Consider the following 12,274-nt stretch of genomic DNA (forward strand, 5'->3'; position numbering starts at 1 on the left):
GGACCTCCTGGTCACATGACCGGCTGCTGCCCGGTACGGGCTGGCCACAGCTGGCGGGTTGCGTCGGCGGTGTTGACGATCTGCAGTTGATGGAAGGAATTGCTGCTGGCGTACAGCGCCATGAAGTGCGACAGTACGTTGCCGAACAGCTGCACCTCGCCTTCGCATTCGAAGCCTGCAGGGTCGATGTGCAGGGTGGTGCGCAGTCCGCGCATGGGTATGCCTTTGATCAGCCAGTCGTAGGGTTCGCTGTCTACCTGCTTGATGGCGTTCAGGCGTTGCTGCGTTCTGCGCTGTTGCTGTATGTCGTGCGTGCCCACAAAGTCATAAGCGCGCAGGACCGACGCCAACGCAGCCGGGGAAGACAGCGACAGGTTGTTCAAGGATAGGTTGGATATCAGTGCCCAATGGCGGTCGCCATAGCCACCACTTTGCAGCATCGGAGGGTAGCAACGGGAAGGACGGGTCAGATTGCGGTAGGTGACGAAGGACGGGGTGTCCTGGGTCGTCACATCGACATCGCCCACCTTGAGCTGCTGCGCCCGTGTGCCGTTGCTGCAGGTCAACTCGATGCTCAGGCGTTCCTGCTGGGCAAGGTAGGGCGTGAGGTTTCGCTGCACCAGGCTCACACGGTGCTGCACCTTGTCATTCACGGGCTCCTGCTCGATGTCGAGCTTGTAGTAGCGTGGCGGCGTGGGCTCGGCCAGGGGAAAGCGCGAGTCCAGTGCCTCGAACGGTTTGAAATCCTGGACAAGTCGATGGGATTTCTGGTGCAGGCTGCTGACACGATCAACGCTGAAGATCTCGTCTTGCGCACCGTCCTGCCGGCTCAGACGTATCAGTTCACTGACGGTCTGCCCATTCAAGGCAATGGGGTCAGCCAAGCGGGAGAACAGGTTAATGGCCGGGACGCAGTTGAGCAGCACGGTGGTCCGGTCAACTCGCAGGTCAGGCGGTAGTGGGGCGTTGAAGCGGAATTCCAACTGGACGTGCGTGGCCGCCTCATCCGGCCAGACATGCTGCAGGCCGTCGATGCGAAAGCCATGAAAGCGTTCAGGGAAGCAGAAGAATTCCTGCAGGACGCGATAGCCATCCAATTGCTCTCCAGGGCTGGGTAGCAGCGCTTCATCGGGATCGAAGCCGATGAACGTTACCAAGGGCGGGAGCGCAAAGCGGTGCTCGCCAACGTGCAGATAGAGCTTGTCCAGGTGTACCGCGAGCCACTGATACAGCATCAGTGCATTGCGGTTGCCGCCCGCCAGATGGAAGTGCAGCCGCTCGCACCGCATACGCCGCAGCGGCTGCTCGGTCAGGGTATCCAGGTCGATGTACATGACTGGCGCTTCAGCGCTGGGCCGAGTGGTGATGCTGCTGACTTCCAAGGGTGGCAGGGCCAGGTCCGCACAGGTGCGGAACTCGCAGCTCACGCCCTCGAATGGGCGGGCGAACAAGGAGGTTCCTTTGGGCAGTACCTGGGTCTCGCTCAACGCATGGTCGGCCGGGGTGAACTGCATCAGCGTCATGCTGGGCAGTGGCCGCAGGACGTTCGGGTAGACCAGTTGCAGCAGAGGGTGGGTCAACTCCGGCAGGTGGTCCTCGACCTTCATGGTCAGGCGCGCGGTCAGGAAGGCGAAGTGCTCCATCACGCGCTGGGCGTCTGCATCCGAGGTGGTACGGCCAAGGAAGGGTGCAAGGCGCGGCTCGTCCTCTACAAAATCATCGCCCAGCGTTTGGAGGTGCTGCTGCTCCAGCCTGAACCAATCTTTAAACTTCATGTTAAATGCGTCGCCTGCTCTGGCTGGCGGGATAGGCCAGGATTAATGAAAAAGAGTCAGTCTTTTTCTATAGGAAACTTCTTACAAGTTGCAGGTAATTACGGCTTCTGCCTCACAGCTTCTCCTAATTAGTAATGCAGATTTTTCCGCCTTGGCTGCACAAAAGATGTAAACGGTTATTTCTTTCTGCACATCATTGAATACTGTTTTTCAACACTGTTACTGTCCGGGGTGATATGCCCTGAGGGGTGATGGTTCATTCATGAGTGCAGTCGGTAAGGTTTGCCGCTATGAAATTAAACAAGGACGGATGGCTGCGTGGTATATCGCTGGTGCAGTGTCAGGCAATGCCCCTAATCGCTATCGTGATGTTGCTGGTACTAGCCGCAGCCGTGGTCTGGTTGTGGTGGTGGGGGCCTCAATGGCAGTGGCGTGATCATCAGCCGTTGGCGGATGTGCCGGTACGGGTTGCGTTAACCGTGCTGTTGCTGTTGCTGCCTGGAGTGATTTGGACCGTGCAGGTGCATCGGCGCAACCGCGCGATCATCCGCGAGCAGCAACAGCAGCGGCGCGAGATGGCGGACCCTTGCTTGCCTTTTCTACACGCTCAGCAGCGCTCCCTCGACGCCAGTGTGGCGCGTTTGCACGATAGCCGAGGTGGGCGAGGGCATCGCTACGATGTGCCGTGGTACCTAATGCTCGGCGAGGAGAACGCAGGCAAGTCGAGTTTTATCAGCCGCTCGGATCAGCGTTTTGCGCTCACTCGGATCGAGCGCAGTGTCCTGCAGCGATCCAGCGCAGACCCGGACCTGGCGTTTGGTATCGATTGGTGGATCGGTGACGATGCGGTAGTCATCGACCCACCAGGCGAATTCATCAGTCAGCCTGAACGCCAGGTGCAGTTGATCGAGGCCGTGCAGCCACTCTCAGCGAGCGAAGACGAGGGGGATGGCGAAGCTGAAGAGGCCACGGCCCAGGTTGCCAAACCGGCTGAAGCCACCGGTTTGCCTGCCGGGGTTGAACGATGCCTGTGGCGGCACATGATTGGCTGGCTTGCCCAGAACCGCAGCCGGCGCCCGCTCAACGGCGTGGTCTTGCTGGTGGATATGGTCAACCTGTTCGGCCGCTCTGAAAAGGAGCGTCGTGACCTTGCATTCGTGCTGCGTGCGCGCCTGACGGAGCTGGGCGCCGAACTGGGCACGCGCTTGCCGTTGTATGTGGTCATGAGCAAGCTCGACCTGCTGGCCGGTTTCGAGGAACTGTTCGCCAAGCTGCCGGCCCGCGAGCGGGAAGAGGTACAAGGTTTTACCTTCACGCTGGATTCGGTCAAGGACGTTGATGCCTGGCTGGAGGAAATGGGCGCGGCTTATGAGCGGTTTATCGAACAGCTCGGTAGCCAGCTGCTCGCCGCGACCGAGCGGATGCCGGCAGCGGTGCGCAAGAGCGCTTACTCCCTACTGCGGGAGCTGAGCGGCGCTCATTCGATGCTGCTGGACTTTCTCGGTGACGTACTGGGCAGCGACCGTTACACCACGCCGCCCCTGGTGCGGGGTGTGTACTTCTCTTCGGTGTACCAGCGCGGGGAAGTCCACAACCTGCTTGCGGACGCTTCAGCTCGGGCGTTTGCGTTCACGCCGCCGGCACTGTCCACCAAGCCACAAGGCACGTCGGTGGTGTATTTCGCCCAGCAGTTACTGCAACGGGTGGTCTACCCCGAAGCGGGCTTGGCAGGTGACAACCAGAAGGTCGCCCAGCACAAGGCCCGCCTGTTGCGAGGCGCCACGGTGGCCGCTGGCATCTGTGGGGTGGCAATGATCGGCGGCTGGCTGTACTTCTACAGCGTCAACCGCGACAAGGCCGAGCATGTTCTGGAAAAGAGCCAAGCGTTCAGTAGTACCGGCGCGGATACCGAAGAGGACCTGACCGGGCGCAGCTTGTTGGCCCCGTTGGACGAGATCCGCGATGCGGTGAGCCTGTATGGCGATTACCGATCAGGGTGGACTGTGTTCACCGACATGGGGCTGTACCAGGGCAAGGCCATCAGCCCGCAGGTGGACCAGGCCTACCTGCATGCCCTGGCGACGCGCTTTCTGCCGGCGATCGCGGGCGGTGTGGCGGCGAGCGTCCAGCACGCTACGCCAGGCAGCGAGGATCAGCTAGCAGCACTGCGCGTGTACCGCATGATTGAAGACCGCGCCAATCGCCGGCCCGAACTGGTGGAGCAATGGATGGCCCGAGAATGGCAGAAGGCCTATCCGGGTCAAGGCCAACTGCAGGCCGCCCTGATGCGCCACCTCAAGTACGCACTGGCCTACGCCGATGTTGAGCTGCCGCAGTACCAGAAGGTAGTGGCGCAAGCGCAGCAGCATTTGCGCAAGTTACCGTTGGCCCAGCGTGTGTACATCAGCTTGAAGCAACAAGCTCAAGAGAAATTGCACGGGGAGCTGGACCTGCGCAACGAGATTGGCCCAGCCTTCGATATCGTCTACGTTCCGCTGGCTGAGCGGAACCATCAGGCGGCCGTCGATGGCAACCTGTCCCTGCCGCCTCTGCTGACCGCGAGCGGCTTTCGGGACTACTTCGAGCAGTACAGCCAGAACGTGGCCGACCTCGCCTTGATCGATCAGTGGGTGTTGGGGGAGCGGCGCACGCTCGACTATTCCGAGGTGGACCGCCAGGCCCTGACAGAGCGCTTGCGCGCCTTGTACAGTGCCGATTACATCGACAGCTGGCGACGGGTGCTGAACCAGTTCTCGGTCACCCCGTTCACCGACCTTGCGCACGGGTTGAGCGTGCTGGAACAGGTGACTGGGCCGGCTGCACCGATGCGCCGGCTCCTGGAGACGGTGCGTGGCAATACCTTGATCTACCCGCTGGCTGCCGAGGGTGGCAAGGACTCTGCGTCCGATCAGCAGGGCCGGTTGCAGGCGATGGGAGTCTACCGATCCTTCGCGGGCCTTTCCGGGATGCTCGATGTGCAGGGTGACAAGCCGTCGTTCTACGATGAGACGCAACAGGCCATCGCCGCTGTCTATGACTATGTGAAAGCGGTGCAGGACAACCCCAATCAGGGCAAAGCGGCCCTGGCGCTGGCACTGAGTCGCTTTTCGGAGAAGGAGCCCGACCCTATTCGCAACTTGCAACGGGTCGCCACCGGGTTGCCAGAGCCGCTGAACCGGCATGTGCGCCAGTTGGCGGACCAGACCTCTCGGGTGCTGATGGTCACGGCGCTGCGCGAGTTGGAGCAGCGCTGGAACTCGGAGGTGTACAGTCTCTATGAGGAACGGCTTGCCTCGCGCTATCCCATCGACCGGACCGGACCGGACCTGTCGCTCAAGGACTTTGAAGCCTTCTTTGGGCCCCAAGGGCAGCTCAAGCGATTTGAAGACGCGTACCTCACGGTGTTCCTCAAGGACAATCTCAATGCCCTGTACTCCAATGCCGATGAGGGTTACCTGATACGCCCCGAGGTCATGGTTCAGCTCAAGCAGGCCGAGGCCATTCGCAATGCGTTCTTCGATAACCGCGGCGAGTTGAATGTGAGCTTTGGGCTGGAACCGGTCGCTCTCAGTAACGGGTTGCGCGGCAGTGTCTTCGGCCTGGATGGGCAATTGCATGCGTTTGCCCAGCGGGGCAAGGAACCGATTGGAATGACCTGGCCAGGGTCTGCGGGGGAGAGCAGCCATAGCCGTATCACCTTGGTGCAGGCGGCTGGAACCACTGTCAGCCTGAGCTATCAGGGGCCTTGGTCATTTTATCGATTGCTTAGCCGTGGTGGGTTGAATGCCCGTACCCCCACCAGCGTTGACCTGAGTTTCAAGATTGCCGGCGATATGGCGCGCTACAAGTTTCACGCAACCGGCGCCAACAACCCTTTCACACGGACGCTGTTCGCTGGCTTCGCACTGCCGCAGCAGCTTTTGCGTGAGCGCACACGCGATGAGGTGGCTGAACGATAGGCGGGCAGTCGGCGCAAAAAATCCCGACACCCGCCATCTGGATCGGGATTTTTTTATCGGCCTGAGAGTGGGTCAGTCAGGCCTGATGGCCCAGAACTGCATCTCCAGGTTGGGGAATTCACCGGCGATATGGAAGCCGAAGCCGCTGGCGTTCTTGAGCTGCTGTTTCCAGCTTTCGTGCTGGCGATCCAGTTCGAAGTAGACGAAGCCGGTGTGATGGGGGAGATGCCGTGGGGTAACGAGTTGGGGAATGAGGGCTACGCCGGGCATCTGCAGGTGTACGAACTGGTGCAGTTGCTCTATGGAGGTGACCTTGCCCTGCTGTTGGAACTTCCTGCGCAGTTCTTCGCCCGGCAGGTCGGCCCGCACGGCCAGAATGAAGGTGGCATCTTCAAGCAATCGGCGCTCATGCAGGGTCGCCGTGAGCACACCGTACTGCTGCTCTTGAATAGGCAGCGAAACGGCCCTGGGCTGCAGAATGGTGCTCAGTGACCGACGCAGGGTTTCTTCCAGCATATGGAAAGACTCGGCCAGGCCGTCATGTTGATAGGCCGGGTAGTCTAGGGGCAATCGCCCGTCATCGGTGAAGGTCACCAGCTCACCACATGCCTGGCCCAGGGCGATATGCAGTTGCTCCGGGTGCACATTGCGGCGGCGCGCCAGATGATGGAAGTAGGGGTGCAGACGGTTCAGCACTTGTAGTAGTGAGAAATCGGTCGCGTCGGCTATCCCCGACTGGCCAGGCGAGCATATACGAGCCGCGAGATTGCGCGCCCGTTCGCGTATCAGCTGTGAGGCCTCTTCCAGAAAGCCCAGCAGCGCGGGGGCAGCCTTGATCGAGATGCAGGTCGGATAGAAGCGAGGGTCCAGTAGCAAGCTGCCGTCCGGGCGTTTATCCATGACTTTGGTCAGGGCCAGGCAGCTGTAGTCCCTGTTGTCGTCGTCCTGCAGCTTGATCTGCAAATTTGGAATGGCGACATCAAGAATCATCGAATCGCCACTCCCGCCATGGTTGTCCATGATTGGAACGCCCTTGGCGATGAAGCGACCATCTACCCCCTCGCTGTCGGGCCAGCGGACTTCAGGAGCCCCAGGCGCATGCAAAGGCAGCGCGAGGTAGACGGCTTTGTTCGAGACACCTTGGGGGATTTCCAAGGGCGCCGGTGGTGGCATGTCGCCAGGGATATCGAACACCGTGCCGTCCGGCATCACGCCACGCGCCCGGATGATTGCGATCTTGCCGAAGCTCAAGTATTCGGCATTCAGCTCCAACTCGCTGAAACCGTAAAACGCATTGTTCAGGCTGGAAACGCGTTGGTGAAGTGTCGATTCCGCCGCATGGGCCATTTGTTGGAAGTGTTGGGGTTTGACGAACAAACCCTCTTTCCAGAGTACGGAATTGCGTGAACTCATAAGTGCTTCCTTCAACAGATGATGTTATTGATCGCGGCGGTACTCACGGTCGTGCCGAAGTTCAACGCCATTGTTTTCGAAGTGGACATGGACGGTATGGTCGTAACCGCGAGGCTGAATACGCAGGGTGTCCTTCCATTTGCCGTCAGGGCTGTCACTGAGGCGCGCAATCACCGCGATGTAGCGAGTCCGTTCATTGATCTCTTCGGGCTCGATGAACTTGAAATGGCCTGGCACCAGGCGGAAGTCGTCGACGCTGATCAATGTGGTGCCCAGCGCCTCGTCCAAGTTCTCTTCTACCTGCTCATAGGTGGCATCGAGCAACAGCGAGTCGTCGCGCAGTTGCAGGATCTTGAAAGCGATGGACGAAGACCCTTGGCGTTGTGGTGCTTGATCGGGGGCGGGTGGGGGCTCGGATCGAGCGGAGGCATAACTGGCCAGGTCGGCAGGCGCTCGGGTCTTGTCATCGTCCGCGGAGCCTGGGTAGTTCTGGTGCAGCTGTTGCGCCAGCGCGTTGACTTTGTCAGACAACGCAGTGGCATCGGCCGCGCTGAGGTGGGCTGACAAGTGCCCTGAAGGAGGTGGTATTGACGGGGGCTCAAGATTCGCCTGTTCCGGCCCTGCGGCAACGTGCGCGTCGGCTGCGTAGAGACTGAGCGCTACTCGGCTGATGTCATTGCTGGGCCCGCCGACCGGAAGTGTTGGATCTTTCAAAACTTGGTATACGCGTTTCATTGTGCTGCAGCCACCGAGCGTCAGGCAGATCAACAGCAGTGCAAAGGGCCTGTTCATTGCGCCTCCTTGCCGAAGATGCGTGCAATCTCCGGGTCGATTCGAGCTTGAGCGGCCCTGTCCAGGTAGGCCAGGGGGTCAAGCTCATCCAGCGGCTTTGGCTCTCGGGTATGGACTGAATTGAACAGCCCGTTGGTGGGTACTCCCAAGACTTGAAGAGGGCAGTGTTGATGCATCATTCGTTGCTCCGACAGAGGATCTTTGTCATAGGCGGTGTGCAACTGCGGCATTCTTTTCGTTTCGTCGTGGCCAAGTAGGTGGATCGCTATTTGGTAGTCGCCGATCTGAAGTCTGTCGTTATGCCTGAGCCGGATCGGGGTGCCGGATATCAACGCAGTGTCATTGCCGTTCATGAAGCTGCTGCCGCTGTGGTCGATCAGGCAGAAGTGGCCTTCGTGCCAGCGGATCTCACAATGGGCAGGCAGGATGCGCGATTCCCGGTCATGCAGCTGCCAGGCGCCTTGGCGGCCAAGGGTGCCTCCGGCACTGTCGAAACGGTGCTGTGGTTCTGTGCCGTGGTGCAGTTTTTCCGGATTCAGTATGACCAGCGTGATGCTGGGCGAGAGAACATTTGTACTCATGCACGTACCATGATGCGAACGGGTGGCGGGGTGGAGTCGTTGCGGTCAGCTATGAAGCTGGTCCAGCCCAGGTGAGTGCCGTGTGCGGCCCGTAGGCTGAAAGGCGGCGCCTCCTCGGCGCGCATGCGCAGCTCAAGGTCATAGGCGCCCACATCCCGCAGCAGAAAGTCCACCAGCTTGATCAGCCGGTGGTAATTGTCGCCGCTGGGGAGGAGGTCGCGAAACTGCTTTTGATCCAGATCCGCGATCACGATGGTGAACTTGCTGCTGCGTGATTCTGTACTGCCGCCCACGAGGAAGTTTTCGCCAAGGGCACAGTTGTCGGTGCCAAGCCGGTTGCGTTGGGACTGAGGAATCAGCACCGTGCGCTTTTCGAATTCACGAATGGAGACCTGCTTGAGGTCGAAGCAGTGCGCAATCATGCCGGCCACCATGCCGGGGGACCGGCTGCGACTGGCGATCATCCCCACGAAACTGAGCAGCCGGCTCCACGGTAGCGGTGTCGCGCCGCGCAACTCTGCGTCCTCCAGGCCGATCAAGGCGAAGATGTAGCGCGAGAACCCATCTGTGGCACCGGGTTGGAAGCGCCGGTAGTAGCGGTACTTACGCCAGCCCTGATGCAGCAGGGTATGCAAGCGGTGGTTGAAAAAATTGAAGTACGCCGGGCGAATGCCGACGTCTTGCGCGTGCTCATAGGCCAGTTGGTCGAGGTAATAGCCCGGTAGCGGCGAGTCGGTGCCATGTAACCCCAAGAACGATGCTTGGATACGGTAGCGATCATCCTTCAGACGGCTGGCGCTCAGCACATCAGCGACGGGAAAGGACAAGCTTGGAGAGACTTCCAGGCGTAACCTTCGCCGTGCCTCATCGGAAAGCGGACGTTGCTCAAGGTCATCCCCATAGAGCTGGTGCATCAGCTCCAGAAGCTGGAAGTACGAATACCGGTGGGCATCCTGCGTTATGAGATCCGCTTTGTTACGGACTCTGGATTCTTCTGATTCATCGTCCATGTCAAATCCCCAGTTAATAGATAGAGGGTGGCTTATATAGGCGAACTTGTAGGAATAGTTACCGCCTGAATCGAAGTTATAAAACAGATCGCATCACGGGGTATGTTTCCAAAAGAATGACCTTGCAGTATGGAGAGGCTTCTGGTCGAGGTGCGAAATGTAAGCGGATGTTTGCGAAAAGTTGATTGCTGCTCTAGTTCGCAGGCAGTAGCTTTTCCATGTGCAACCTATGTGTGGTGCGTGGGATGTTCGGATGTGTTGATTGCACGGCGTGCTGTTCGGCACCGTGCGTCAACACACTTTCCGAGCTGTCGGTCCGGTTGCTTGTCGGTCAGTGAAGAGTGGTCCAGAACAAGAGATGGAAAGCACTTGGTGCAGCCATTGAACTACGGCACGCACGCAATAGAACAATTGAGCTCGGACCAGCAGAGGACGATACTGACAAACCCGGAACTGGGTGCCTTATACGACCCGGTTCTCGAACTGCTCTCGGAGAGCATCAAGTTCAGCTTGCCGACCTGCGCGGGGCTGATCGATATGAGTGAGCTGCGCCAGGCCCATGTGGACATGGCGCGCTTGCCTTATCCCATGGTCGCGTTTGAAGCGGCGTGGGATCTTCCTCAGGGTTCACCCAGCAATACGTTGACCGGCGAACGTTCAACATGACGCATCGCATCGTGCATGACGCTGACTGCTGAGCTTGCCCAGCGTGTCCCTGGGGTTGAGGTATTTCTGGACGAGGCCAGGCGAGGCTTGTTGGTGATCCCTATCGGCTGGGGTGATAAAACGAGGTCACTGATTACGTTCTAAGGGAGGCTTGCCCGGTCACACGGGTGGCGTCTGAGGGCATTGTCGGTGCGGCGTGTCGGTGAGCCAGCTGAAGACGTTTCGGATGCTTCCGTTCAACCTGATCCCAAGCGGGGGCCGTGACGGCTTTGGCTACTCTGAGGATCGAATTGCAGCCATGATCATCGACAGTGCCCGTAGCGAGATTGCGATGCTGCTTCAAGCTTGCGTTGTGCTGGACTGTTCCAACGTCCAGGCGGCCACCCTGACCGCGCCGGTGGCGTTGAACTGGAAACGTGTGGCAAAGGGTAAGCAACCCTTCTTTAAGTACAGGGTACTCCAGGTGGGGCGCCGCGCGGCCGAAGCGATCAGGTGACTGACAGGCATCATGCGTCTGCGAATACCAGCGCTCCTGCCACCCGCCAGCTCAGGGTTGATCGATCAACGTCGGCGTGATCATCGGAAACTCAACCCACGTGCGTTTATCGTCAAAGCTGACCTTGACCCGTACGTAGAACTGATAGTCCACTTCCAACGCCTGCAGCGCGCTCTTGGTAACCGACCCCACCGCGAGTTCCGTCACTGCACCAGGCACTGCCATGTCGGTGACCACCGGCAGCGTGATCTTCTGGTCGATCGCTCCGCGCTTGACCCCTTCGATGTATACCGTGATGAGTTGCCCCGCGTCCATGAACTGCCACCCAGGTAGCGAAAACGCCGCTTGGGCACCCAGTTTCGCCAGGTTCAGTTGGTTGTCCCGAATCGCGTCGCTGTGGATCAGGGGTAGCCCGTGCAGGCGGCCAATGCTGACCTGGTGCGGCGCTGAGTCGTGAAGCTGGCCATCGTACGCCTTGACCTGATAGTGCAGGGGAATGCGGCTGTTCAGGTTCATGGCAATGTACTTGGCAGGTACGGTGTACTCCCTTGAGCCTGGGCTTATCGGTGTGTCGGTCTGATAAGCACCCGTGGCGCCTGGCTCGCCCCAGAATACGGTCACTTGATCATCCGGTTCGAGTGAGGCGCTGGCCGGTATCGTCAACGTCGCTCCTGCCACGGCATCAGCTGGCAGCAAATCGCTGAAATAATCGGAGCCACTGGCCTGGCGCACGAACGGTGGGGGTAGCTGCCGGGGCGGTGGCGTGACCGCCGCGTGCAATGCCACGGCCAACGAGCGTTGAAGGGCGGTGCCTGCGCGGTCCTGGACCTCATAACGGGCAAAACGCAGGCCGTCGCTGAGCTGTAAGATGAAGTCGGCCGGTATCTTGACGTGCAAGGGCATGCCCACTTCGGCCTTGGTCAGGGTGAGGCGGTCGACCAGTTGCTTGCCGACGGGGCTGTCACTCCAGTACCAGCTCACGGTATCGCCCACATCGGCGCCTAAATAGGGCGGTACTTGCGCCGTCAGTTCGCCGTGTTCTTTGAGGTAGCGGTCGGTGACGCCATTGCTTATCACGTCCGGCGGAAAAATCAGCTCATCGTCATCGGCGAGCAACGGGGGCGTCTTGTCGATGTTGATCTCAAGGGCTTCTGAGTCGCTGCGCATGCCGTTGAACAGCTTGACCTGGTAGTGCAGCCGGTGCTGGCCTTCGCTCAGAAACCCCACCGGCACCTCGATGAACAGTTCATCGGGCTGTACCGGTGCCGTCCAGATCAGGGTGCGGACTTCACGGCCGTTCCAGTACAGGGTTAGTGTTTCCGGGTCTTCTTCGGTAGGGTCCGAATTGCCCCACTGGGCGAACTCGACCCGCAATGGCAAGAACACGGCTTTGAACGGCAACAGATTGAGCAGGGAATCTGGCTCATTGGGCAGCAGGTCGGGGACGACAGGCGGTACATAGAACGCTACCTGCTCGAAGCGGTTTGCAAGCGCGGCCGAGGTGTTTTGGGTCGAATGCTTTGAGGTTGGCATAGCCTGTTCTCCATGATCGCGTGATGCGCCAAAGCAAAAAAAAGGAGAA

9 protein-coding genes are annotated in these 12,274 nt (G+C 59.6%); 3 read left to right on the plus strand and 6 right to left on the minus strand.

All coding sequences use genetic code 11. The features are described 5' to 3' along the window. Nucleotides 1-11: 11 nt before the first annotated feature. The gene (gene tssF / locus MOP87_RS05740; RefSeq protein WP_028687707.1) at nt 12-1,775 is read right to left on the minus strand and encodes a type VI secretion system baseplate subunit TssF; all 1,764 of its coding nucleotides are present in this window, start codon (nt 1,773-1,775) and stop codon (nt 12-14) included. Between the two features lie 347 nt (nt 1,776-2,122). Here tssF and tssM point away from each other — a divergent pair, with 347 nt between their 5' ends. Further along, nucleotides 2,123-5,734: a type VI secretion system membrane subunit TssM gene (gene tssM, locus MOP87_RS05745; protein WP_242810222.1), complete on the plus strand. Its 3,612-nt coding sequence runs from the start codon at nt 2,123-2,125 to the stop codon at nt 5,732-5,734. A 72-nt stretch (nt 5,735-5,806) separates the two neighbouring features. Here tssM and tssK read toward each other — a convergent pair whose 3' ends face one another. The 4 genes from tssK to tssG all read right to left on the minus strand — a co-directional run bounded on the left by tssK (nt 5,807) and on the right by tssG (nt 9,530). After that, nucleotides 5,807-7,147, minus strand: a complete 1,341-nt coding sequence (gene tssK / locus MOP87_RS05750) for a type VI secretion system baseplate subunit TssK (protein ID WP_242810223.1) — start codon at nt 7,145-7,147, stop codon at nt 5,807-5,809. Between the two features lie 24 nt (nt 7,148-7,171). After that, nucleotides 7,172-7,714, minus strand: coding sequence for a type VI secretion system lipoprotein TssJ (tssJ, locus tag MOP87_RS05755; RefSeq protein WP_242810224.1), 543 nt, complete (start codon nt 7,712-7,714; stop codon nt 7,172-7,174). 221 nt (nt 7,715-7,935) lie between these two features. Then, nucleotides 7,936-8,520, minus strand: a complete 585-nt coding sequence (locus MOP87_RS05760) for an FHA domain-containing protein (protein ID WP_242810225.1) — start codon at nt 8,518-8,520, stop codon at nt 7,936-7,938. Further along, nucleotides 8,517-9,530 (minus strand): type VI secretion system baseplate subunit TssG, encoded by a 1,014-nt coding sequence (gene tssG / locus MOP87_RS05765; protein WP_110606717.1) that lies wholly within the window; start codon nt 9,528-9,530, stop codon nt 8,517-8,519. Before tssG ends, MOP87_RS05760 begins: the two co-directional genes overlap by 4 nt. 372 nt (nt 9,531-9,902) lie before the next feature. On the opposite strand from tssG, the gene MOP87_RS05770 reads away from it, so the two are divergent. After that, complete coding sequence (locus MOP87_RS05770) at nt 9,903-10,196, plus strand: hypothetical protein (protein WP_242810226.1); 294 nt, start codon at nt 9,903-9,905, stop codon at nt 10,194-10,196. Between the two features lie 202 nt (nt 10,197-10,398). Next, entirely contained in the window at nt 10,399-10,692 is a 294-nt protein-coding gene (locus tag MOP87_RS05775) for a hypothetical protein (RefSeq protein ID WP_125922643.1), read from the plus strand. A 51-nt stretch (nt 10,693-10,743) separates the two neighbouring features. On the opposite strand, the gene MOP87_RS05780 is transcribed toward MOP87_RS05775, so the two are convergent. Then, nucleotides 10,744-12,225 (minus strand): hypothetical protein, encoded by a 1,482-nt coding sequence (locus MOP87_RS05780; protein ID WP_242810227.1) that lies wholly within the window; start codon nt 12,223-12,225, stop codon nt 10,744-10,746. Nucleotides 12,226-12,274: the final 49 nt, after the last annotated feature.

The sequence above is a fragment of the Pseudomonas sp. I3-I5 genome (assembly GCF_022699445.1).
GTDB classification, from domain to species: Bacteria; Pseudomonadota; Gammaproteobacteria; order Pseudomonadales; family Pseudomonadaceae; genus Aquipseudomonas; species Aquipseudomonas fulva.